Below are 22,137 nucleotides of genomic sequence, written 5' to 3'. Positions count from 1 at the left end.
CGTGATCGGCACCGTCCACCGCCCCCCGGCCGAGCCGGTCAGGTACGCCGGATGAGCCTCCTGGCGGTGAGGTCGAGGGCGAGCCAGACGACCACGCAGACCGCCGCGGCCGAGGCCGGGGCCAGCCAGAGCGGGCCTGCCGGCAGCGGCCGGCCCAGGAATCCGAGGCTGAGCGCCATCAGCGGCACGGCACTCAGGGCCAGGCCGATCACCGCGGCGGTGAGCGCGAGGAGCAGCGCCTCCCAGCGGATCATCGACTTGAGCTGGCGCGGCGTGGCGCCGAGGCGCCTGATCGCGGCCAGCTCCGGGCCTCGGGCCGCGGTGGTGGCCACCAGCCGGTTGGCGACGGAGACCAGGACGTAGCCGAGCAGCACCGCCAGGACGGCGAGGTTGATCCACAACTGCGCCGAGTTCTCGGCGGCCCGGGGCGAGACCGCGCCACTGGCGATCTCCAGGCCGGGCCATCGAGCGGCGACCCGGTCCAGGGACGCGGAGTCGTCGAGCTTGACCAGGGCGGTCGCGGGCAGGCCGGTGGTGGTGTGCCCGGCGACCAGGTCCCGCGCCAGGACGACCGGTCCCAGCCCGAGCGCGCGGTCGTAGGTGGCGGCGATCCGGGCCTTGACCTTGGTGCCGTCGCCGAGGATGAGGTTGCGATGGCGTCCGACCTGCGACGGGTCGGCGTCGAGGGCGATCGTGGCGCCCTTGAGGTCGCGCAGGCTGCCGCCGGTGACGCCCAGGTCCACGAGCGCGCCGGCGTCGGGGCCCAGCACGGCGGCCGAGCGCGAGGTCAGGGTCTCCGAGCCGTCGCCCAGGACGAGGTCCTCCGAGATGACCGTGGTCGTGCCCATCGTGGTCACCGCCCGCACGCCCGGCGTGGCCTTGAGGTCGGCCAGGAGCTCGGCGGGCAGGCCGCCGGCCGCGGGCAGGGTGACGACGGCGTCCGCCGTGATGATCTTCGAGCTCTCCTCGTCGGTGGCCCGCATGACCGTGGTGTGCGTGAGCGACATGCTCGTGGTCAGGGTCACCACCATGCCGAGCGCGGCGACCGCCCCGGCGGTCCGCAGGGCGTAGCCGTGGGTGTTGCTCACCGCCAGCCAGACCGGCGCGGGCGTACGGCGCGGCAGCACCCGCCCGAGCACCCCGGTGGCGAACTGCACCAGCCGAGGCCCGGCGAGGGCGAGCCCGACCACCGACAGCAGGGCGGCCATGGTCGGCCCGATCGCGGCGAACTCCTGCCGCAGGAAGAGCGGCAGCGCCGACAGGCCGAAGGCTCCGGCGATGATGACCAGCCCGATGACGAAGCGCGCCTTGGACGGCGTGCGGGGTTCGCTCTGCGAGTCACGCACCGCCGCCGTGGCCGGCATCCGCGAAGGCCCCCGCGAGGCGGCCCAGGCGGCGAGCCGGACCACGCCCAGCAGCAGGAGCGCCGCACCGAGGGCGGGCAGCGGGCTGTAGGTGAGCGGCAGCCGCTCGGGCAACATCTGGACGTGCACCAGCAGGTCGCCGAGCCGGCCGGCCAGCACGTACCCGGCGGCGGCGCCGAAGGGCAGGGCGGCCAGCGCCGCGACCGTGCCCTGGACCGCGACGAGCCGCCGGACCTGCCGGGGCGTGGCGCCCGCGGCGCGCAGCAGGGCGAGGTCGCGGCGCTGCCGGGTGGTGGACAGCGAGATGCCGCCGCCCACCACGAAGCCGACGATGATCAGGCTGATGCCGCCGATCGAACTGGGCAGGGCGATGAGCAGCGTGCGGGCCGCCGCGGTGCCGGGGGACTCGGCGTCACCCTTGGCGGTGCCGGTGCTGACCACATAACCGTCGCCCACGCGGGCACGGACGGCCGTCGCCAGGGCCTCGGCGGAGGTGCCGGGGGCGGCGCGCAGCGCGATCAGGTCGGTGGTGCCGGCTCGGGGGCCGCTGGTACGGCCGGCGAGGCCCGCGGCGGCGTCGTCGGCGAAGTAGACGCCGGGAGCCGAGACCAGGCCGGTCACCCGGTAGGCGCCTCTCGACCCGCCCGCGACCACCTCGACGGTGGCGCCCTGCCGTACGCCCAGATCGGCGGAGACGGCGAGCTCGCGGGGACCCTGCGGCGCCCGCCCCTGGAGGGCGGGCCCGCTCTGGCGGGCCAGCGCGGCCGAGGACCAGCCGTGGCCGGACACCGGCACGGCCGCCGGTCCGGTCAGCAGCGCGGCGGGGAAGCTGAGGTCGGACACGGCGGCGGCGACCCCGGGCAGCTCGGCCAGGTCCCCCGCCAGCGCGGCGGGCACGACGGCCCGCTCGGGCAGGGCGACCGGCAGGTCCTCGGGCGCGCGGACGGTCTGCGGCCTGGACACCAGCACGTCCGCGCCGGTGAGCCGCTGGCCGGTGAGCGGGGAGCGCAGCCCCGATTCGATGATCACACCGGTGCCGGTGACGAGAGCCATGCCGCCGAAGACGGCGAAGAAGGCGACCACGAGCCCGGCGAGGCCGGACATGGCCAGAGCGGTTCTGATCACAGCGCACCCAGCCGGGTCAGCTTGGTGGCCAGCGCGTCGGCGGTGGGCGTGCGGAGCACCTCGACCACCCGGCCGTCGGCCATGACCAGGGCGTCGTGCGCGCGGGCCGCGGCGGCGGGGTCGTGGGTGACCATGACGACCGTCTGGCCGAGGTCGTCCACGAGTGAGCGCAGCAGGTCGAGCACCTGGGCGGCGGCGCGCAGGTCCAGCGCGCCGGTGGGCTCGTCGGCGAAGACGACGTCGGGCCGGCCGGCCAGCGCCCGCACGATCGCGGCGCGCTGCTGCTGGCCGCCGGAGAGCTCGGCGGGCCGGTGCCGGAGGCGGTCCTGGAGGCCGACGCGCTCGACCAGTTCGGCCAGCCATGCCCGGTCGGGACGCCGGCCGGCCAGCCGCAGGGAAAGGGTGAGGTTCTCTTCGACGGTGATCGAGGGCAGCAGGTTGTAGGACTGGAAGACGAAGCCGATGCGCTCGCGGCGCAGTACGGTGCGCTTGGTCTCGGAGAGCGGACCGACGTCCACGCCGCCGATCACGACCGACCCCGAGGTGGGTGTGTCCAACGCGGCGGCGCACTGGATGAGCGTGCTCTTGCCCGAGCCGGAGGGACCCATGACGGCGACGAAACGGCCCTTGGGGAAGGCGATGGAGACGTTGTCGAGGGCGGTCAGCGCGCCGTAGTTCTTGGTCACCCCGGTGAGGGTGACGACGTGGTCGATCATAGGAACAACCCTAGGAAGCGGGCTGACCAGCGGAAATCCTGCCAACCGCCCGATCGGGGTAGGGCTGGCAGGAAGAAATGTCCGGGGGTGCGATGAGTTCCGGCACCCTCGCCGGTCTACCTGGCGAACGTGGACGACAGAGGAGCGGAACCCATGAGCGAGCCCAAGACCTACACCCTGGACGTGCCCGGCGCCGTGCTGACCTACGACGTGCGGGAGCCGGTCACCCCGTCCGACCGGCCCACGCTGCTGCTGATCGGCTCGCCGATGGACGCCAGCGGGTTCACCACCCTGGCCGGCCTGTTCGAGGACCGCACGGTGGTCACCTACGACCCGCGCGGCGTCTCGCGCAGCCGCAAGACCGACGGCGTCGTCGTGTCCACCCCCGACCAGCACGCCGACGACCTGCACCGGCTGATCGACGCGCTCGGCGTGGGGCCGGTGGACATCCTGGCCAGCAGCGGCGGCGCGGTGAACGGCCTCGCGCTGGTGGCCAGGCACCCGGAGCAGGTCCGCGTCTTCGTCCCGCACGAGCCGCCGGTCGTGCAACTGCTGGCCGACCGTGAGACCGCGCTGGCGGCGGTCCGCGACACCGAGCGCGCCTACCAGGAGAAGGGCGCCGCCGCGGGCCTGGCCAAGTTCATGCTCCTGGTGAGCCTGACCGGCGACATCCCGGCGGACTTCGCCTCGCTGCCCGCCTCGTTGCCGCCCGGCTTCCCGGTGGCCGAGGACGACGGCTCGCGCGACGACGCGCTGCTCGGCCAGAACCTCATCACCTGCACGCACTACGAGCCCGACATCGAGGCCCTGCGCGCGGCCTCGACCCGGATCGTCCCGGCGGTCGGCGTCGAGTCGGCGGAGACCCTCGCCGGTCGTGGCGGTGCGGCCGTGGCCGAGCGGCTCGGGGTCGAGCCGGCCGTCTTCCCCAGCCACCACGCCGGGTTCGCCGGCGGCGAGTTCGGGATGGCGGGCGAGCCGGAGGCCTTCGCCGCGCGCCTGCGCGAGATCCTCGACGGGGACCGCTGACCCGCCGCCTCACGCCTGGGCGTAGCGGGCGGCCAGGTCGTGCAGGTAGGCGCGGAGCTCGGGCGGGTCGAGGACGGTGAACGGCACGCCGAGCCCGCCCAGGAAGGCGGCGAGCGACTGGAAGGAGTCGCCGCCGGTCTCCAGCACCCCGTCGTCGTCGAGCAGTCCCGCCGCCGGCGGCAGCAACTCGGCCAGCCGCTCGGCCGGCGCGTGCAGCCGGACCCGCGCCGGATGGCGCCACACCGTCGATCCCACCGAGCGCACCACGTGCTGCCCGGCCTCGCTGGGCGGCTCGCGCGGGGTGAAGCGCGGCCCGTTGGGCGTGCGGAGCGCGATGCGGTCGGTGCGGAAGGTGCGCCAGTCGGCGCGTTCCACGTCCCAGGCCAGCAGGTACCAGCGGCGGCCGGTGAACACCAGCCGGTGCGGCTCGGCGGCCCGCCGGGCGGTGCCGCCCTCCCGCCCGGAGTAGTCGAAGCGGAGTTGCTCGTGGTCGCGGATCGCGGCCGAGATCCTGGTGAGCGTCTCGGCGTCGACAGTCGGCCCGCGACCGGCGACCGAGACCGTCGCCTCGCCGACCGCGTCGAGCCGCCGCCGCAGCCGGGAGGGCAACATCTGCCGCAGCTTGGTGAGCGCCCGCAGCGAGGTCTCCTCGATGCCGGTGACCGTGCCGGCCGCCGCGGCGCGCAGGCTGAGCGCGACCGCCACCGCCTCCTCGTCGTCGAGCAGCAGCGGCGGCAGCGAGTTGCCCGCGCCCAGGCGGTAGCCGCCCGCGGTGCCGGTCGTGGAGTGGATCTGGTACCCGAGGATGCGCAGCCGCTCGACGTCGTTGCGCACCGTGCGGGTGGTCACGCCGAGCCGCCCGGCCAGGTCGCCGCCGCTCCAGCCGGGGCGTGACTGCAGCAGCGCGAGCAACCGCAGGAGCCGGACCGAGGTCTCCAACATTCCGCATTCCTCCTGGCGTTGAGGAACCGGAGGTTCCGCAACGGATCCTATGGTCGTAGAGAGCGAAAGGGGCAACCACATGTTGCGAGGACCGGCCACCGTCAACCTCTGGGCCGACGACATGGAAGCGGCCAAGACCTGGTACAGCGAGCTGCTGGGCGCCCAGCCCTACTTCGAGCGGCCCGGCAACGGCCAGCCCGCCGCCTACTACGAGTGGCGGTTCGGCGACTACGAGACCGAGCTCGGGATCATCGACCGGCGTTACGCCCCTCCGGGACCGGACGCGCCCGGCGGCATCGTCCTGCACTGGTACGTCGACGACGTCCAGGCGGCGCTCGACCGGCTGCTGGAGTTGGGGGCCAAGCCGTACATGCCGCTGACCGAGCAGGGGCCGGGCTTCGTGACCGCCTCGGTCGTCGACCCGTTCGGCAACATCCTCGGCGTCATGCACAACGTTCACTACCAGGAGGTTCTGGGCAAGTGACCGGCCATGGACTGGAACGCGCACCTACGTGACCAGCTCGACTGGCACTGGACCAACCAGCTCCGCCCGCGGTTCGACGGGCTCTCGGACGAGGAGTACCTCTGGGAGCCCGTGCCCGGAAGCTGGAACGTGCGCCGGCGGGAGGCGGCCGACCCTGTCCTTGCGGTGGGGTCGGGCGCGTACGTGATCGACTACGCTCCCGAGGCGGATCCGCCGCCGGTGACGACGATCGCCTGGCGGCTGGCGCACCTCGTCGTGGGGGTCTTCGGCCTGCGGGTGGCCGCGCACTTCGGCGGGCCGCCGGTGTCCTACGACACCTTCGACTACACCGGCAGCGCCGAGCAGGCGCTCGCCCAGCTCGACGCGGCTTACGCGGCGTGGAACGCGGGGGTGGCCGCCCTCGGGGAGGACGGCCTGCTTCGCCCGTGCGGCGAGGCCGAGGGCATGTACGCCGAGCGGCCGCTCGCCGACCTCGTGCTGCACATCAACCGCGAGGCGATCCATCACGGGGCTGAGGTGTCGCTGCTCCGCGACCTCTATCTCCGGCGGTGACCGCCGGGCACAGCGTCCCGGCGGCGGGCAGCTCGCCGCGCAGGAAGTAGTTCTCGACGTGCCGGGCCACGCACGGGCTGGCGCCGGAGACGTAGAGCACGTGCCCGGGGCCGTCCTGGCGTACGGTCACCGACCCGGGGATCCTCCCGGCCAGGCTGCTCGTCGCCTGGTAGTCGGTCCAGGACGCGGTCCCGAGCGCCGCCGGGAGCCGGTCGCCGGGGATGGGCCGCGGCGGGTTCGGCGGCCGGTACGGCCAGCCCGAGCAGATCAGGCCGAGCCACGTCCCCGCCCGCCCGAAGGACGGCGAGTCGGCCAGCGACTCCTCGCGCGTGCGCAGGTAGTCGCGGTAGGTCCGGAGGCCGAAGCCGTCGCCGCACCAGGCGGCCCGGTTCTTGGGCTGACTCGCCATGCCGGACAGTCCCGCCGACTGCATGGCGAAGTCGGAGGCGTCGCCGTCGCGCGCCTTGGCCACGGCCTCGGCGAAGGCGGGCCAGTTGCCGGGCACGACGAAGCCGGTGGCGGCCATCTGCAGGTGGAAGCCGGTCAGCCGGGCGCCGCCTGGACCAGGGAAGGGGTCGGCGTCGGCCCGGGTGATCAGCTCGCGCCAGACCGCCCGCACGTCCTGGCCGTGCAGCCGGCAGGACGGGTTGGCCGCGCACCAGGCGGCGAAGCGGTCGAACATCTCCTCGGCGGCGGTGCCGAACCGCACCGGCCGGGTCAGGTCGACGGTCGAGTCGAGGTGCAGGGCGCTGACGCGGCCGGGGAAGAGCCGGGCGTAGGCGGTGGCCGTGATGCCGCCGTACGACTCCGCGGTGATCCCGACCCGCCGCTCGCCGAGCAGGCGGCGGACCGCGTCGGCGTCACGGGCGGCCGAGGCCGAGTCGGCGTGCGCGATGAGGCCGCCGCCGTCGGCCGCGCACTTGACCGCGAGCTGCTTCAGCGCCGCGGCCTGCCGGGCGAAGTCCGCGCGGTCGCGGGGCTCGGTCAGCAGCGGCGCCGAAGCGGCGCAGGACGGCTGGGGCAGGGCCATCGTCTTCTGGTAGCGCGTCTCGAAGGTGACCACGTCGAAGCCGCGGCGTAAGCCGGCCAGCACGGCCCGGGCCTCTTCCAACTGCTGGATGCCGTCCTTGCCGGGGCCGCCGGGCAGGTAGAGCACGCTGCCGCGGCGTTCGCCGGTGGCCGGGAGCCTGGCGACGCGGAGGGTGAGGGCGCCCTGGCCGGGCCGTGCCCAGTCGACGGGCACCCGCACGGTGGTGCAGACCTGGCCGTCGGGTCCGCAGGGCTGCCAGCGGGGGGCATCGGCCTGGGCCGGGGCGGTCGCGGGGGTGAGGGTCAGAGCGGTGAGTGCTGCTACGAGTCTCATGCGAGTCCTCCTTCTGTGCCTGCCCTTCCAGCGTCTCCCGGAAATTGGGGCGCTATATGGCACAGAAGGAGGATTTGTCGCTTAGGAGCTGGCTCCCAGGCTCAGTCCATGACCACGATCTGGCGGAGCACGTCGCCGCCCTTGAGGGCCGCGACCGCGTCGTTCAGGTCGGTCAGCCGGATGCGGGAGCTGATCATCGAGTCGAGGTCGAGCTGGCCGGACTTCCACAGCTTGGCGAAGTAGGGGAAGTCGTGCCGCACGTCGGCCTCGCCGTACAGGCTGGAGAGCAGGTTCTTGCCCTCGAAGAGCAGGCTGAAGGCCGAGATGGAGACCATGTCGTCCATCGCGCCAGCGCCCACGACGATGACGTCGCCGCCCGCCCGGGTGGCCTGCCACGCGGACTGGATGGTGGCGGCCTTGCCGACCACCTCGAAGCCGTAGTCGAAGCCCGTGCCGCCGGTGAGCGAGCCGATCGCCTCCATCAGGCCCTCGGGGGTGACCGCGTGCGTCGCGCCGACCTTGCGGGCCAGCTCGTGCTTGGACTCCAGCGGGTCGACCGCGAGGATCACCCGGGCGCCGGAGACGCGGGCGCCCTGGATGACCGACAGGCCCACGCCGCCGCAGCCGATGACCACGACCGTCGAGCCCGGCCGGACCTTCGCGGTGTTGAGCACCGCGCCGACGCCGGTGGTGATGCCGCAGCCGATCAGCGCGGCCACCTCGTAGGGGACCTCCGGGTCGATCTTGATCGCGCCCTGCCAGGGCACGATCGACTCCTCGGCCCAGGTGCCGCAGCCGGCCATGCCGTACAGCGGGGTGTCGCCGTTGTAGCGCAGCCTGGGGACGCTGAAGGACTCGATCACGTACTTCATGCACAGGTACGGCTGGCCGCCCACGCACAGGTCGCACTCCTGGCAGGCGGGCCGCCAGTTGATGATCACGTGGTCGCCCGGCTTGACCGAGGTGACGTGCTCGCCGACCTCGACGACCTCGCCCGCGCCCTCGTGCCCGGGCACCAGCGGCATCGGCTGCGGGAGCACGCCGCTCATGGCCGACAGGTCGGAGTGGCAGACGCCGGTCGCCTTGATCCTGACCCGGACGTCGGCCGGTCCCACCGGGGTGAGGGTGACATCGTCGCGGATGTCGAGCTTGTCATCGCCTGCGGCGGATACGACGGCGGCGCGCATGAGGGGTTACTCCTCCAGTGAGAGAGCGGCTTTGGGGCAGGACCGGACGGCGTGGCGCACCCGGTCGGACAGCTCCGGGGGCGGTTCGGGCAGCAGGATGTGCAACTGGTCCTCGTCGTCCACCTCGAAGACCTCGGGCGCCAGGCCCATGCAGACCGCGTTGGCCTCGCAGACCAGATAGTCGACCTTGACCTTCATGCCAGCCTCCGGTGATCCCACGAGACCACTCTGGTCGGCTCCACGACGAAGGCCAGCCGCTTGCGGCCGGTCTGCTCGACGTACGGCAGCAGCGCCTCGTCGTCGACGCCGGGGGTCATCCGGCGGACGATCTCCAGGCCGACGTCCAGCACCGCATCCACACGCTTGGCGACGCCGTACAGCAGCACGCCGCGGAGCTCGTTGTAGTCCTCGCCCGTCTCGATCAGGCAGCTCACCCGGGGGTCGCGCTCCAGGTTGCGGGTCTTCTGCGCCTTGCCGTACGTCCAGAAGCCGATCTTGCCGTCCACCAGGGCGTAGAACATGGTGACCAGGTGCGGCGTCCCGTCCGGGTTGATCGTGGCCAACTGCAGCTTCCTGGACTCGGCGAGGAGGGCGGCGACCTGCTCCTCGGTCATCGCGATGCGGGCGCGCTGATTCACGAGGCCAGTAGAACAGGTTCCAGAATGAGGTTCAAGAGTAATGTTCGGTTGTATGACGGAGATGCCTGCTGACCTGCGCCGCGCCGCCTCGCTCGCCAAGGGCTTCATGCCCGAGGCCGAGGGGCTGGCCCTGTTCGAGACGGCCCTGCGGTACGGCTCGCGCGGGCCGATCTGCGAGATCGGCACCTACTGCGGCAAATCGGCGATCTACCTCGGGGCGGCGGCCCGGCTGGCCGGGTCGGTGGTGATCACCGTCGACCACCACCGGGGATCGGAGGAGATCCAGCCCGGCTGGGAGCACCACGACCCGACGCTGGTCGACCCGCGGTTCGGCAAGATGGACTCGCTGCCGGTCTTCCGCGCGACCATCGCCGAGGCGGGGCTGGAGGAGGAGGTCGTCGCGATCGTGGGCGGCTCCGCCCGGGTGGCCGCGTTCTGGAACACGCCGCTGGCGGTGCTCTTCATCGACGGCGGGCATTCCGAGGAGCCGGTGACCCGGGACTATGAGGGGTGGGCACCGCATGTGCTGCCGGGAGGGGTGCTGATTTTTCACGACATCTACCCCGATCCGGCGGACGGTGGGCAGGCGCCTTACCGGGTCTACCTGCGGGCGCTGAAGGAAGGGTTCAAGGAGGTCCGGGTCGAGGGGTCGCTCCGGGTCCTGGAACGGGTCGGCTGACCAGCGGTTCCTGGCCAGTAGCAAACGTTCGGTCAGCGGCGGGTGAAGGCGCGGCGGGTGTGCGCTCGCCAGGCGAGGTAGTCCTCGGCCGTGCGCGGGTCGTGCCCCAGGCCGATCAGCGCGCGGTCCACCCGGGCCGCCGCCTCGTCGGGCTCGGCCCCGGCCAGCAGGATCGACGCCTGCACGGTGTGCAGCGGCAGGTGTCCCGACCGCAACCAGGCCGCGGCGGCGAAGGCACTGCCCTGAGCCAGGTGCGCGCGGAACCCGTCGGCCGAGGCGTGGAAGGCCAGCGCACAGAGTTCCTCGGAGTCCGCCCCGCCCACCTGTGTCGCCGCGAAGCCCGCCCCGCTCCACAGATCACCCCGGCGCGGCGCCGGAAAGGACCCGATCCGTGCCGCCACGTCGTCGGGCGCCGCGCACTCGTGCACCCACAGCAGCCGCCCGAGCCCCTGGTCCGCCAGGGCCTGCTCGTCGCGCCCGCGCACCCGCGGCTGCACCCGCTCGCCCACCGCCCGGTCGGCGTCGGCCAGGCCGTGCTCGAAGCCGAGCCCGTCCAGCGCGGCCCAGCGATGCAGCGGATGCAACCGCGCGAACCCCGGCCGCAGGGGCAGGCGGGCATACGCCCGCCCCGCCCCGACATACACGGCATGGGGGTGATGTACGGCGGGGCCGGCCAGTAGCTCGTGCAGGCGCCGGCCCCGGGTCAGGGTGACCAGGTCGAGGAGCGCGGACGCCGCCGCGGCGCCTTCGCAAGCGAACCCTCGCTGGTCAGGGGGTAGCTGGTCGATCAGATGCGGTTGTTCGGCGAGCGCCGAGTTGAAGCCGAGGATGCACGACCGCTCGGCTCGCTCCAGGATCTCGCGGGCTGGTCCGGGCCGGAGCCGGAAGCGGCGCCGGGCGAGCCCGGCCCGATCCGCGTCCAAGGCCAGCAGGCGCCGGAGGCCGCGTGGAGCGGCAGGTGTCGGTTCGGTCCAGAGCTGGTCCAAGAGCGATGGTGCGCCCACTGTTCCCCCGAAGACGCCGTTTGTGGCCACTCCCGAAGCTAGTCAGGGCCTGGCCGGGTCGGGCGGCGGCACTCCGGAGGGGAGCGCTAAAGAATCGGCAAAGCGGCTTGCGCTCCGCCCGGCCCGGGGTGCACCCCGTTTGAGCCAGGCACGGTCCTTTTGGGCTAGGCGCGGGCGGGGGTACAGCCGCAGGCGTCCGGGTTCGTTGCGGGGGCGGCAGGGGCGGCGGCGTCGCGGAAGATGCCCGCGGCGGCCGTCAAGCCCTGCAGCGCGTCGGCGGCCAGGATCACCGCGGCGGCGGTGTACCCCGAGCGCTCGTGCGGGAAGTGCTTGCGGTTGGCGAACTGCCAGCCGGTCCAGTACGACCCGTCCTCGTGCCGCAGATGCTGCATGTCGCCGAAGAGCGCCCGCGCCCGGCCCTGGTCGCCGAGCGCGTCGAGAGCCAGCACCAGCTCGCACGTCTCCGCCCCGGTCACCCACGGCTGGTCGGACACGCAGCGGATGCCGAGCCCCGGCACCACGAAGGTGGCCCAGTCGCGGTGCAGCAGCTCGAAGGCCTCCGGCCCGCGCACCGCACCACCGAGCACCGGGTAGTACCAGTCCATCGAGAAGCGGCTCTTGTCGGCGAACGCCTCGGGATGCGCCCTGACCACGTGCGCCAGCCGGTCGGCCGCCAGCTCCCAGTGCGGCTGCGGGTCGCGCAACCGCTCGGCCAGCGCCACCCCGCACCGCAGGCCCTGGTGGATGGACGAGCAGCCGGTCAGCAGGGCGTAGTCGGAGGCGCGGCCCCGCGCGTCACGCTCCCAGACGATCTCACCGCGATCGGTCTGCAGACCCACCACGTAGTCCAGGGCGAGCTTCACCGCCGGCCACAACCGGGCGGCGAAGTCCTCGTCGCCGGTCACCAGCAGCTCGTGCCACACGCCCACCGCCAGGTAGGCGGCGTGGTTGGACTCGCCGTTGGACTCCAGCGGCTCGCCGTCGTGGAGCTTGGCCGGCCACGAGCCGTCGGGGCGCTGGTGCCGCAGCAGGTAGGCGTAGCCCTGCCGTACCTCGTCGGTCAGCCCGGCCACCGACATGGCCATTAGGCACTCGATGTGGTTCCAGGCGTCGACGTGGCCCTCGGGCCACGGCACGCCGCCGTCGGCCTGCTGGATCGTCGCGATGCTCTTGGCGGTCTGGACGACCTGCTCGGACGAGATCATGGCTTCTTTACGTAGAGCACCACGCTCTTGCCGATGAGCGGGTTGAGCAGCTCCTCGGCGATCCGGGTGACGGCCGGGCGCTTCATGATGTCCCAGACCAGCAGCTCGTGGTAGGCCTTGGCCAGGAAGTGCTCGTCGTTGTCGACGCCGACCGCGCACTTGATCCACCAGTACGGCGCGTGCAGCCCGTGCGCGTGGTGGTGGCCGCCGATCTCGAATCCGGTGGCCTTCAGCTTGGCGCTGAGCTCGGCGAGCGTGTAGATCCGGACATGTCCCCCGGGCGCCGTGTGGTAGGCCTCGTCCAGCGCCCAGCAGATCCGCTCGGGCAGGAAGCTCGGCACGGTGATCGCGGCGGTGCCGCCCGGCTTGAGCACCCGGAACAGCTCGCGCATCGCGGCCATGTCGTCCGGGATGTGCTCCAGGATCTCCGCGGCGATCACCCGGTCGAACGAGGCGTCCTCGAACGGCATCTCCAGGGCGTCGCCGTGGACCGTCTCGGCGCTCGCGCCCCTGGGCGCCTCGCCGGCTTCCTCCATCGCCAGGAACATCGCCTTGACGCTCTCCAGCTCCGCCTGGTCCATGTCGAAGGCGACCACGTCGGCGCCGCGGCGCAACACCTCGAAGGCGTGCCGCCCGCCGCCGCAGCCCAGGTCGAGTACACGCAAGCCGGGCCCCACGGGCAACCTGGCGAAGTCGACGGTCAGCACTTACCGAACTCCTGTCCTCAGGACGATTTCGACGGGGTGGTCTCTAGGGACGCTTCCAGGCGGCGATGGCCTCGCGGTGTGCCTCGACGGTCCGCTTGGCCACCACGTTCCAGGTGTAGCGCTCCATCACGCGGTCGTAGCCCCTCTGCCCGACCGCGGCCCGCTCCTCGGGCGAGTCGTGCAGCCGGCGCAGCACCGCGGCCAGCTCCTCGGCGTCGCCCGGCGCGACCTGCACCGCGGCGTCGCCCACCACCTCGGGCAGCGCGCCGGTGCGGGAGGCGATCAGCGGCGTGCCGCAGGCCATGTGCTCCACGGCCGGGAGCGAGAAGCCCTCGTACAGGCTCGGCACCACGGAGATCTCGCTGGTCGCGATCAGCTCGCCCAGCTCGGTGTCGGAGATGCCGTGCACGAAGCGGACGCGGTCGCTCAGCGACAGCTCCTGCACCAGCTTCTCCGTCGGGCCGCCCGGGGTCGGCTTGCTGACCACGGTCAGGTTGACGTCGCGCTCGGTGGCCAGCTTCGCCACCGCGCGCAGCAACGTCGCCACGCCCTTCATCGGCGAGTCGGCACTGGCCACGGCGACGATCGAGCCCGGCCGCTTGGGCAGGTGCGGGCGCGGGTGGAAGTAGCGCGTGTCCACGCCGAGCGGGATCAGCCGCATGTTGGCCTGCGGCACGTTGAAGTCGCGGTGGATGTCGGCGAGGGACGACTCGCTCACCGTCAGGATCGGGCTCAGCTTCGGCGCGACCTTGGCCTGCATCTTCACGAAGCCGTACCAGCGGCGCATGGTCAGCTTCTTCCAGCCCTGCGCCGCCTCCAGCTCGATGCGCCGGTCGACGCTGATCGGGTGGTGGATCGTGCCGACCACCGGGAACAGCTTCTGGATGCCGAGCAGGCCGTAGCCCAGGGTCTGGTTGTCCTGGACGACGTCGAAGTCGCCCACCCGCTTCTTCAGCTCGCGGTAGGCGCGCAGGGTGAAGGTCAGCGGCTCGGGGAAGCCCGCGGTCCACATCGTCCCGACTTCGAGCCAGTCGATCCAGTCGCGGTACTCGGCCAGCTTCGGGGTGCGGAACGGGTCCTCGTCGCGGTAGAGGTCGAGGCTCGGGACCTTGGTGAGGAGGACGCCCTCGTCGAGCTCGGGGTACGGCTGGCCGGAGAAGACCTCGACGTGGTGGCCCAGCGCGACCAGTTCCCTGCTGAGGTGCCGGAGGTAGACGCCCTGCCCGCCACAGGTCGGCTTGCTGCGGTAGGACAGCAGTGCGATCCGCAGCTTGTCGTCGCTCACGGACACCCCTTTCTCACCGGTAGGCCCCGGGTCCGGGGTGGGTACCGTGGAAGATGACCTTAGTCGGAAAAGGCTACCATTCAGTACGTCACGTGGAATTGTTCCCAGTGGCTGTCGCAGCCCTTGCGAACTGCGACATTGCCTTGACCGAGGGTTATTCTGTGGAACAGGTTCTACTGGGGCCGGATGCTTGATCGACCTCGGTGCCGGTACATTCCGTGCCAACAGACGACAGTGGGAGGACCCCGTTGGCCAGGCGCGCTCTGATCACCGGCATCACCGGCCAGGACGGTTCCTATCTGGCCGAGCACCTGCTCGGGCTCGGCTACGAGGTGTGGGGCCTCGCCCGCGGCCAGGCCAACCCCCGCGTGTCGCGCACCCGCAAGCTCCTGGCGGACGTGCAGATCGTCCGTGGCGACCTGCTCGACCAGGGCTCGCTCATCTCCGCCGTCGAGCGGGTCCAGCCCGACGAGGTCTACAACCTGGGCGCGATCTCCTTCGTCCCCATGTCGTGGGAGCAGGCCGAACTCACCGCCGAGGTCACCGGCATGGGCGTGTTGCGCATGCTTGAGGCCATCCGGGTGTGTTCCGGCATCTCCCGTGGGTCCGCCGCCTCCGGACAGATCCGCTTTTATCAGGCTTCGTCCTCCGAGATGTTCGGCCAGGTCAGCGAGACCCCGCAGACCGAGCGCACCTCCTTCCACCCCCGCTCTCCGTACGGCGTCGCCAAGGCTTACGGGCACTTCCTCACGCAGAACTACCGTGAGTCCTACGGCATGTACGCCGTCTCCGGGATCCTCTTCAACCACGAGTCCCCGCGGCGCGGGGCCGAGTTCGTCACCCGCAAGGTCTCCCTCGGAGTCGCCCGGATCAAGCTCGGCCTTGCCTCCGAGCTGCGGCTCGGCAACCTCGAAGCCCGTCGTGACTGGGGCTTTGCCGGGGACTACGTCCGGGCCATGCACCTCATGCTCCAGGCCGCCACCCCGGAGGACTACGTCATCGGCACCGGCCGGATGAAGTCCGTCCGCGAACTCGTCGAGGCTGCTTTCACCGCTGCCGGGCTGGACTGGGAGCAGTACGTCGTGTGCGACTCCACCCTTCACCGGCCCGCCGAGGTCGACCTCCTCTGCGCCGACCCCAAGAAGGCCCGCGTCCAGCTCGGCTGGGAACCCACGGTGTCCTTCGACGAGCTCGTGGCCATGATGGTGGAATCCGACCTCCACCTCCTGTCGGCCGGCGGCGACCCCGACCAGGACTCCTCCTGGCCCTGACCGCGGCCACTTGGGTGTGCAGGGCCTCTCGTAAGCGTGTTGCTCATCTGCTCGGTGTGGCGGATTGCCGGTCCGCTTGGTGTCAGGGATGAGCGGCCTGATCGACGCGAGCGGCCTGCCCGCTTGGTCTTAGGGGACATGGGAGCTGATCCCCGCTGGCTGATTACCCACTCAGTCCGGGACAAGCGGGGACGATCTCAGCGGGCCGCCGTTCGCCGAGTCCCGTTGGGTGGTTCGCCCGTCACCCGATCGTCCGCTCCCACCTGACCTCACCGTCGTGCCAAATGTCCGTAGGTGCCAGCCCGCACGCCGCGGCCACCGCGGCGGACGCCTCATGCTCGGGATGGACGTGCGCGACGACCACCTGCACCCCCTGCCGACCGAGCCACTCGACAAGCCCGCGAGCCGCTTCCTTGGCGATGCCACGTCCCTGCCACGGGCTTCCCACCACCCATGCGATCTCCGCGATCCGCTCCTCCCCGGCGGGGCTGACCGTCGCCTGTACGGTGCCCGTCAGGCGGGCCTCGTCGCGAAGCCGGATCACCCAGTTCAACCACGTGATCGCCGGATCGGGTGAACCCGCAGTCATGCGCTCATACCGGGCTCTCAACGCTTGGGCATCATCCGGCGTCCCACCGATATAGGCGTGTAGCGCCGGATCCGACAGCACCTCAGCCATCTCCTCGGCGTCCTCCACCCGGAGCGGGAGCAGGTCCAGCCGCTCCGTGCTGATGACCTGGGCTGTGACCCCGTTCACGCCGCCACCCTCTCGTCCCCGCCGCCAACCCACCCGCACCCCATCAGCCGAAACCGCCAACCCTCGGTGCCCTTTGCGCCGCGGCCCTCCAGGGTGGCGTCACCCTCATCCCGTCGCCCGGCAGCGGGTCCTTGGGTGGGTCCTTCCTTGCGAACGACCTCAGGCACTCCGGTAACCCCGGGCACTCTGGTGGTCGGCGCCACTCGGCCTTTCCGACCGACATCGGGTCGCACGTCCTGTCTCGCAAGCATCAGGTGGGTGAACCGGGAAGCTCCATTTCTCACGCCACCATCATCCCGACCGCGCCAGCCGCTGTCTCCCCGCGACCAACCTGGGGCCCACTCCAGATACAGCCGACTCCACCTCGGATGCACCCAATTCCATCCAACTAGCGCCCGCCCACCCCGTCGCCCCATGCCTGTCCGCTCAGCCGCCCGCTCACCTCGCCCGCTCACCCTGCCCATCCACCCCGGCCGCTCCGCCGTACTCCGCTAGCCGCGCTGTGGGCGACCTTAGGCCCACCTGGGTCCGAGTGGCCCGCCGTACTCCGTCTGTGGCCCGTCTGGCTCTATGCGGGTGACGGGCCCGCTCTGTCTTCCTGACGGTCACCCGCTTGTCCGAGGGGCAGCGGTGCGGGTCGAGGGGGCTAGCGGAAGGTGCGCCAGGTTCTGCGGCGGTGGGTGGTGGGGCGGCGGGCGGCGCGGATGCGGGACAGGATGGCGGTCATGCGGGCTGGGCCGGGTTGCCAGCCGCGTTCCATGAGGGCGTCGGTGACGACCTCGAGCAGGTCGGCGGTGCGGGCGGGGAGGATGGTGCGGTCGACGGTGATGACGCGCCAGCCCAGGGCGCGGAGGGCGTCGCGGCGGCGTTGGTCACGGGCGCGGGCTCCGGGGGTGGAGTGGTGTTCGTTGCCGTCGTATTCGACGGCGACCTTGAAGTCCGGCCAGCCGAGGTCGAGGTAGGCGCGGCGGTCCGCGGACAGGGGGACGTGGATCTGGGTGGTCGGGCGGGGGAGGCAGGCTTCCATCAGGGTGACGCGCAGCCAGCTCTCGCGTGGGGAGGCGGCGCCGGCGTCGGCCATGGCCAGGGTGTCGCGCAGGCGCCAGAAGCCGCTGACCTGGCGGGCCAACGTGTCGAGGTCGAGGCCCAGGCGGAGGAACTGGTCGAGGGCGGCTACCGCGGTGTGGCGGGGGAGGTGGCGGGCGCAGTCGAGGGCGGTGCGTTCCTGGGTGGTGACTCGGATGCCGGTGTGGGTGGTGACGTCGGCTTGCGGGAGGGGGTCCTGGTGGGTGCGGCAGCCGGGAATGTCCAGGGGGGTGGGGGTGATCAGGTCTACGGGGATGTCGGTTTCGGGCTTGGACCAAGGGAGGGTGGCCAGGCCCCATACGTGGGCGGCTGTCTGGCGGCAGGCGACGGCCTCGGGGAGGAGGGTGGTGAGGAGGCGGGCTCGGGTCAGGAGGGACACGCGGTCAAGGATGCGGGCGGCGGCGTGGTTGGGATGGGCGCCGAACGGGGTTCTGGGGATAAGGGGGCACCCGAGGTGGATCTGTGGATGAGCAGTGAACGGGGGCGGCCTGGCCAGGAAAGAGGCGGCAGGACAGGGGAACAGGGCCCGAGGTGGTGGAAGGGTCCTGGCAAGAAGGTCAGGGAGCCAAGCGGTAGTTGGTGATCCAGAGGCCGGGGATGACCTCGACGTCGTTCAGCCAGGTGAAGCCGTACCCCTCGTAGAGCCGCCGGGCGGGGGCGTTGTCGCGGCCGGTGGAGACCAGCACCGTACGGCCGGCGGCGCGGTCGAGAGCGGTGGCGACGAGGAGCCGGCCGATGCCGCGACGGAAGGCCGCGGGTGAGACGACGAGCCGGTTGATGTCCAGCGCGTCCTCGTCGGCCTCCCAGGCGATGGCCCCCAGCAGGGCGTCGCCGTCGAAGGCGCCGACCCAGGTGAGCGGCGCGGCGAGCAGGTCGGCGAGGGGCTCGTGCAGGGGCGGGATACGGTCGTCGCCGATGAGGGCGGCCTCGACGGCGTAGGCGGCGCGCTGCAGGTCGAGCAGGCGCTGGTCGGGCGAGATGTCGATGACGTGCACAAGGTCACCCTAGGCGGACGGGCAACTCCTTTATTCCGTTGATGAAGTTCGAGCGCAGCCGCCGGGCTTCGCCGGTCTGCTGCAGGCGGGGGAAGCGGCGGGCGAGTTGCTCGAACAGCACGCGCAGTTCGAGTTTGGCGAGGTGGTTGCCGAGGCAGAAGTGCGCGCCGCCGCCGCCGAAGCCGATGTGCGGGTTGGGGTCGCGGCCGATGTCGAAGACGTCGGGGTCGGTGAAGACGGCGGCGTCGCGGTTGGCGGAGGAGTAGAAGACGACGACCTTGTCGTCCTCCTTGATGGGCACGCCGCCGAGTTCCTGGTCGCAGGTGGAGGTGCGACGGAAGAGGTTGACCGGGGAGACCCAGCGGACGATCTCCTCGGCGCAGGTGCCGGCCAGGCCCGGGTCGGCGACGAGGCGGGCCCACTGGTCGGGGTGGTCGAACAGGGCGAGCATGCCGCCGGAGGCGGCGTTGCGGGTGGTCTCGTTGCCGGCGACGACCAGGAGCAGCACGAAGAGCTCGAACTCGTTGTCGGTCAGCCGCTCGCCGGTGTCGGTGGGCCGCAGGAGCTTGCTGACGATGTCGTCGCGCGGGGCGGCGGCCCGCTGGGCGGCGAGTTCGGCGGCGTAGGCGTAGACCTCCATGGCCGCCGCGCCGCCCTCTTCCGGGGTGCTGGCGTAGTCGGGGTCCTGGGCGCCGATCATGCGGTTGGACCAGGCGAAGATCTTGTCGCGGTCGGAGACCGGCGCGCCGAGCAACTCGCAGATGACGTACAGGGGCAGCGGGGCGGCGACCTGGGCGACGAAGTCGGCCTCGTCGGTGCACTGGTCGAGCAGGTCGTCGCAGATGTCGCGGATGTGCTGCTCCAGCGCGCCGATGGTGCGCGGGGTGAAGCCGCGGTTGACCAGGGAGCGCCGGCGGGTGTGCTCGGGCGGGTCCTGGTTGAGCATCATCATGCGCTGGAGCTCGCGCTGGTCCTCGGGCATCTCGTTGAACAGCGCCAGTTTCCTGGCGGAGGAGAAGAGCTCCGAGTGGCGTGAGACGTGGGTGACGTCTGCGTGCCTGGTGACTGCCCAGAAACCTGGTTCTCCCTCGTGCCAGTAGACCGGGTGGTGCTCTCTGAGCCAGGCGAGCTGCGCCAAGGGCGGGCCAGAGTGAGCATATTGGTCCTGGTCAACGAGGTCGATGTGCATACCGGGCCACCTCACCGCGCTACTTGATCAAGCGCTTGGTAGACTCACCACGTTGTAACGTGTTCTACCTCCGTCCTGTACGACCGTCAAGCGCCGGCCACGATCCGGTAGCCCCGCCCGGCGCCCGCGGCGAAGGTGATCGTCGAGCCGGAACGGGTGTGCCCGACCCGCTCGCCGGCGTCGTCGAGCAGGCGGTAGGGGCCGGTCAGCATGGAGTTCCGCACCAGGAGCGGCCCGGTCGATCCCGTGCGCAGGACAATCTCGCTTGCCGTACCCCCGCTCCAGGTGACGTCCACGGTCACCGCGCCACGGGCGCGCAGCCCGGTCACCGAGCCGGCCGGCCAGGCCGAGGGCAGGGCGGGCAGCACGTCGACGACTCCGGTCTGCGACTGGAGCAGCAGCTCGGCGATCCCCGCGGTCGCGCCGAGGTTGCCGTCGAGCTGGAAGGGCGGGTGGGTGTCCCACAGGTTGTCCAGGGTGCTGCCGCGGAGCTGCTCGGCGAGCATCCGGTGGGCGTGGTCGCCGTCACGGAGCCTGGCCCAGAAGTTGATCTTCCACGCCTTCGACCAGCCGGTGCCGCCGTCGCCGCGCGCGGCCAGCGAGACCCGTGCCGCCTCGGCGAGCGCGGAGCCGGGCTCGATCTGCCGGCCGGGATGCAGGGCGAACAGGTGCGAGACGTGCCGGTGGGTGTCGTCCGGGTCGTCCCAGTCGCCCTTCCACTCCAGGAGCTGCCCCCACCCGCCGACGCGGAGCCCCGGATCGAGCCGGGCCAGCGCCTGCCGTACCTCGGGCTCGTCCTCGCCGAGCGCGGCGGCGGCCTCCAGGACGTTGGTGAACAGGTCGAAGACGATCTGCTGGGACATCGAGGCCCCGGCGGAGAAGTCGCCGTGCTCGGGGGAGTAGCTGGGCGAGACGACGAGCCGGCCGTCGCGCGGGTCGGGGCGCAGGTTGTCCACCCAGAACAGCGCGGCCTCGCGCATGATCGGGTAGACCGTGCGCAGGTAGTCCCGGTCGAGCCCGAAACGGTAGTGGTCGTACAACTGCTGGGTCAGCCACGCGGCGGCCTCGGGGAACCAGAAGGCCGTGGCCCAGTCGTGCACGCCGGTGAAACCGTACGGGTTGCTCTCGTTGTGCACGACCCAGCCGCGCGAGCCGAACATCCCGGCCGCGGTGCGCCGCCCTGGCTCGACCAGCGAGGCCACGTAGGCGTCGTAGGGCGCGGCCGTCTCGGCCAGGTTGGCCGGTTCGGCCGGCCAGTAGGCCATCTGCAGGTTGATGTTGGTGTGGTAGTCGGCCGCCCAGGGCGGGTCGGTGGCCTCGTTCCACACCCCTTGCAGGTTGGCCGGCAGCGAGCCGGCGCGCGAGCAGGCGATGAGCAGGTAGCGGCCGTAGGCGAAGAAGAGCGCCTCCAGCGCCCGGTCGTCGGGCGAGCCGCCGCCGGTGTAGGCCGCCCGCAGCCGATCGGTCGGTACGGCGGGCAAACCCCCGCCCAGATCGAGCGTGACCCGGTCGAACAGCGCCCGGTGATCGGCCACGTGCGCCCGCAGCAGAGCCTCGTACCCCTGCGCCACCGCCGCGTCCACCGCACGAGTCACCCGATCATGCGGATCCTCCCCTCGATACCCGGGGTGGACCGGCGCGTAGTCGGTCCCGGCGCAGAGCACGAAGAAGGCGCTGTCGGCCCCGGCGACCACGACCCGGTCGCCCTCGTCGCGCCGGCTGCCGCCAAGGGCCACCACCTGGACCTGCGCCTCGAAGCGGAGCCCGTTGTCGGCCAGCGCCCCGCGGATGGTCAGCCGCCCGTCGCGAGCCGTCACCCGCTGGTCGTCGCGCGGCGAGGTGTGCCGGAGGGTGAAGGAGAGCCCGCCGGGCCGGTCGGCGGCCAGCCGGCCGGCGATCACGTGGCCGGGGTGGCTGGCGAAGTACTCGCGCGTGTGACGCACCCCGCCCGCCGTGTAAGCGACCCGTGCCACCCCTTCGCCGAGCGACAGCTCGCGGCGGTAGCCGGTGGCGTCGTGGTGGCCGGTGTCGAGGTGCAGGTCGCCGAAGGTCTGGTAGGCGCCGTAGCCGATGCGCGGCCGGCCGAGCATCCGGGCCACCTCCTCGGGCGGCATCCGGCCGTCGCGGTCGAGCCGCGCCTGGACCTCGGCCAGGGCCCCGGGCCGCGGGCTCGTCCAGTCGCCGGAGCTGTAGCCGTCCCGGGAGCCGGGGCCGCCGGTCCACAGGGTCTTCTCGTTGAACTGGAGCCGCTCGCCGGCGACGCCGCCGGAGACGGTCGCGCCGAGCGCCCCGTTCCCGATCGGCAGCGACTGGTTCTCCCACGACGTGGCGGGCTGGTCGTACCAGAGCGTGGCGGCCAATGAATCCTCCGGCGACAGGGGAGCGGGCAGCGGGCGGGGCCCCTGGAAACACGACTGCTACCCGCGTTGTGATCCGATGTATAGCGCACATAGCCCCCGACCTGGGGAGATGTGTCCAACTTTACCCAGGTCACAGATCGGAGGTATCTCCTGTGCGGGTCTTGACATGATTGGTCCGACCATAGCAGCATCAAGCCTCAAG

21 protein-coding genes are annotated in these 22,137 nt (G+C 72.0%); 5 read left to right on the top strand and 16 right to left on the bottom strand.

Annotation, left to right across the window (positions count from 1 at the left end):
- Positions 1-38: 38 nt before the first annotated feature.
- Both AB0I67_RS22665 and AB0I67_RS22660 read right to left on the bottom strand, forming a co-directional pair.
- On the bottom strand, positions 39-2,489 hold the full coding sequence (locus AB0I67_RS22665) for an FtsX-like permease family protein (protein ID WP_357926785.1): 2,451 nt from the start codon (positions 2,487-2,489) through the stop codon (positions 39-41).
- Complete coding sequence (locus tag AB0I67_RS22660) at positions 2,486-3,205, bottom strand: ABC transporter ATP-binding protein (protein ID WP_357926782.1); 720 nt, start codon at positions 3,203-3,205, stop codon at positions 2,486-2,488. Before AB0I67_RS22660 ends, AB0I67_RS22665 begins: the two co-directional genes overlap by 4 nt.
- Before the next feature lie 153 nt (positions 3,206-3,358).
- Here AB0I67_RS22660 and AB0I67_RS22655 point away from each other — a divergent pair, with 153 nt between their 5' ends.
- Positions 3,359-4,231: an alpha/beta hydrolase gene (locus tag AB0I67_RS22655; protein ID WP_357926780.1), complete on the top strand. Its 873-nt coding sequence runs from the start codon at positions 3,359-3,361 to the stop codon at positions 4,229-4,231.
- Between the two features lie 9 nt (positions 4,232-4,240).
- Here AB0I67_RS22655 and AB0I67_RS22650 read toward each other — a convergent pair whose 3' ends face one another.
- Positions 4,241-5,173, bottom strand: coding sequence for a YafY family protein (locus tag AB0I67_RS22650; protein ID WP_357926778.1), 933 nt, complete (start codon positions 5,171-5,173; stop codon positions 4,241-4,243).
- A gap of 79 nt (positions 5,174-5,252) precedes the next feature.
- Between AB0I67_RS22650 and AB0I67_RS22645 the strand changes: the two genes are divergently transcribed.
- A complete protein-coding gene (locus AB0I67_RS22645) occupies positions 5,253-5,657 on the top strand; it encodes a VOC family protein (RefSeq protein WP_357926776.1) in 405 nt (134 codons plus the stop codon).
- A gap of 6 nt (positions 5,658-5,663) precedes the next feature.
- On the top strand, positions 5,664-6,209 hold the full coding sequence (locus AB0I67_RS22640) for a DinB family protein (protein ID WP_357926773.1): 546 nt from the start codon (positions 5,664-5,666) through the stop codon (positions 6,207-6,209).
- On the opposite strand, the gene AB0I67_RS22635 is transcribed toward AB0I67_RS22640, so the two are convergent.
- The 4 genes from AB0I67_RS22635 to AB0I67_RS22620 form a co-directional block, all read right to left on the bottom strand.
- Positions 6,142-7,572, bottom strand: a complete 1,431-nt coding sequence (locus tag AB0I67_RS22635) for an alpha/beta fold hydrolase (RefSeq protein WP_357926770.1) — start codon at positions 7,570-7,572, stop codon at positions 6,142-6,144. The two genes, AB0I67_RS22640 and AB0I67_RS22635, sit on opposite strands and share 68 nt — an antisense overlap.
- Before the next feature lie 101 nt (positions 7,573-7,673).
- Complete coding sequence (locus AB0I67_RS22630) at positions 7,674-8,759, bottom strand: Zn-dependent alcohol dehydrogenase (RefSeq protein WP_357926767.1); 1,086 nt, start codon at positions 8,757-8,759, stop codon at positions 7,674-7,676.
- A gap of 6 nt (positions 8,760-8,765) precedes the next feature.
- A complete protein-coding gene (locus tag AB0I67_RS22625) occupies positions 8,766-8,957 on the bottom strand; it encodes a ferredoxin (RefSeq protein ID WP_357926764.1) in 192 nt (63 codons plus the stop codon).
- Positions 8,954-9,397 (bottom strand): pyridoxamine 5'-phosphate oxidase family protein, encoded by a 444-nt coding sequence (locus AB0I67_RS22620; protein WP_357926761.1) that lies wholly within the window; start codon positions 9,395-9,397, stop codon positions 8,954-8,956. Before AB0I67_RS22620 ends, AB0I67_RS22625 begins: the two co-directional genes overlap by 4 nt.
- A gap of 52 nt (positions 9,398-9,449) precedes the next feature.
- Between AB0I67_RS22620 and AB0I67_RS22615 the strand changes: the two genes are divergently transcribed.
- Positions 9,450-10,076: a class I SAM-dependent methyltransferase gene (locus AB0I67_RS22615; RefSeq protein ID WP_357926759.1), complete on the top strand. Its 627-nt coding sequence runs from the start codon at positions 9,450-9,452 to the stop codon at positions 10,074-10,076.
- Between the two features lie 32 nt (positions 10,077-10,108).
- Here the strand turns inward: AB0I67_RS22615 and AB0I67_RS22610 are convergent, their stop codons facing one another.
- The 4 genes from AB0I67_RS22610 to AB0I67_RS22595 all read right to left on the bottom strand — a co-directional run bounded on the left by AB0I67_RS22610 (position 10,109) and on the right by AB0I67_RS22595 (position 14,283).
- The gene (locus tag AB0I67_RS22610; protein ID WP_357926757.1) at positions 10,109-11,080 is read right to left on the bottom strand and encodes a DUF1702 family protein; all 972 of its coding nucleotides are present in this window, start codon (positions 11,078-11,080) and stop codon (positions 10,109-10,111) included.
- Positions 11,081-11,244: 164 nt separating this feature from the next.
- On the bottom strand, positions 11,245-12,285 hold the full coding sequence (locus AB0I67_RS22605) for a prenyltransferase (RefSeq protein ID WP_357926754.1): 1,041 nt from the start codon (positions 12,283-12,285) through the stop codon (positions 11,245-11,247).
- Positions 12,282-12,992, bottom strand: a complete 711-nt coding sequence (locus tag AB0I67_RS22600; RefSeq protein WP_357926750.1) for a methyltransferase domain-containing protein — start codon at positions 12,990-12,992, stop codon at positions 12,282-12,284. Before AB0I67_RS22600 ends, AB0I67_RS22605 begins: the two co-directional genes overlap by 4 nt.
- A gap of 43 nt (positions 12,993-13,035) precedes the next feature.
- The gene (locus AB0I67_RS22595) at positions 13,036-14,283 is read right to left on the bottom strand and encodes a glycosyltransferase family 4 protein (protein ID WP_357926747.1); all 1,248 of its coding nucleotides are present in this window, start codon (positions 14,281-14,283) and stop codon (positions 13,036-13,038) included.
- 242 nt (positions 14,284-14,525) lie between these two features.
- On the opposite strand from AB0I67_RS22595, the gene AB0I67_RS22590 reads away from it, so the two are divergent.
- Positions 14,526-15,548, top strand: a complete 1,023-nt coding sequence (locus tag AB0I67_RS22590; RefSeq protein ID WP_357926745.1) for a GDP-mannose 4,6-dehydratase — start codon at positions 14,526-14,528, stop codon at positions 15,546-15,548.
- Positions 15,549-15,789: 241 nt separating this feature from the next.
- On the opposite strand, the gene AB0I67_RS22585 is transcribed toward AB0I67_RS22590, so the two are convergent.
- From AB0I67_RS22585 to AB0I67_RS22565, 5 genes are all read right to left on the bottom strand, one after another.
- A complete protein-coding gene (locus AB0I67_RS22585) occupies positions 15,790-16,305 on the bottom strand; it encodes a GNAT family N-acetyltransferase (protein WP_357926742.1) in 516 nt (171 codons plus the stop codon).
- A 646-nt stretch (positions 16,306-16,951) separates the two neighbouring features.
- Complete coding sequence (locus AB0I67_RS22580) at positions 16,952-17,770, bottom strand: hypothetical protein (RefSeq protein WP_357926739.1); 819 nt, start codon at positions 17,768-17,770, stop codon at positions 16,952-16,954.
- 178 nt (positions 17,771-17,948) lie between these two features.
- Positions 17,949-18,386: a GNAT family N-acetyltransferase gene (locus tag AB0I67_RS22575; RefSeq protein ID WP_357926737.1), complete on the bottom strand. Its 438-nt coding sequence runs from the start codon at positions 18,384-18,386 to the stop codon at positions 17,949-17,951.
- A 4-nt stretch (positions 18,387-18,390) separates the two neighbouring features.
- Positions 18,391-19,524, bottom strand: a complete 1,134-nt coding sequence (locus AB0I67_RS22570; protein WP_357926734.1) for a cytochrome P450 — start codon at positions 19,522-19,524, stop codon at positions 18,391-18,393.
- A gap of 137 nt (positions 19,525-19,661) precedes the next feature.
- Complete coding sequence (locus AB0I67_RS22565; RefSeq protein WP_357926731.1) at positions 19,662-21,935, bottom strand: glycoside hydrolase family 95 protein; 2,274 nt, start codon at positions 21,933-21,935, stop codon at positions 19,662-19,664.
- Between the last annotated feature and the right edge of the window lie 202 nt (positions 21,936-22,137).

Source organism: Nonomuraea sp. NPDC050310, assembly GCF_040655795.1.
Taxonomy (GTDB): Bacteria; Actinomycetota; Actinomycetes; order Streptosporangiales; family Streptosporangiaceae; genus Nonomuraea.
Note: the sequence above shows the minus strand (reverse complement) of the source record. Positions and strands in the feature narration are given on the sequence as shown.

Excerpts from the sequence above, each read along its gene's own strand:
- AB0I67_RS22660 (WP_357926782.1), bottom strand. The coding sequence starts at position 3,205 with ATGATCGACCACGTCGTCACCCTCACCGGGGTGACCAAGAACTACGGC.
- AB0I67_RS22655 (WP_357926780.1), top strand. The coding sequence starts at position 3,359 with ATGAGCGAGCCCAAGACCTACACCCTGGACGTGCCCGGCGCCGTGCTG.
- AB0I67_RS22650 (WP_357926778.1), bottom strand. The coding sequence starts at position 5,173 with ATGTTGGAGACCTCGGTCCGGCTCCTGCGGTTGCTCGCGCTGCTGCAG.
- AB0I67_RS22645 (WP_357926776.1), top strand. The coding sequence starts at position 5,253 with ATGTTGCGAGGACCGGCCACCGTCAACCTCTGGGCCGACGACATGGAA.
- AB0I67_RS22640 (WP_357926773.1), top strand. The coding sequence starts at position 5,664 with ATGGACTGGAACGCGCACCTACGTGACCAGCTCGACTGGCACTGGACC.
- AB0I67_RS22635 (WP_357926770.1), bottom strand. The coding sequence starts at position 7,572 with ATGAGACTCGTAGCAGCACTCACCGCTCTGACCCTCACCCCCGCGACC.
- AB0I67_RS22630 (WP_357926767.1), bottom strand. The coding sequence starts at position 8,759 with ATGCGCGCCGCCGTCGTATCCGCCGCAGGCGATGACAAGCTCGACATC.
- AB0I67_RS22625 (WP_357926764.1), bottom strand. The coding sequence starts at position 8,957 with ATGAAGGTCAAGGTCGACTATCTGGTCTGCGAGGCCAACGCGGTCTGC.
- AB0I67_RS22615 (WP_357926759.1), top strand. The coding sequence starts at position 9,450 with ATGACGGAGATGCCTGCTGACCTGCGCCGCGCCGCCTCGCTCGCCAAG.
- AB0I67_RS22605 (WP_357926754.1), bottom strand. The coding sequence starts at position 12,285 with ATGATCTCGTCCGAGCAGGTCGTCCAGACCGCCAAGAGCATCGCGACG.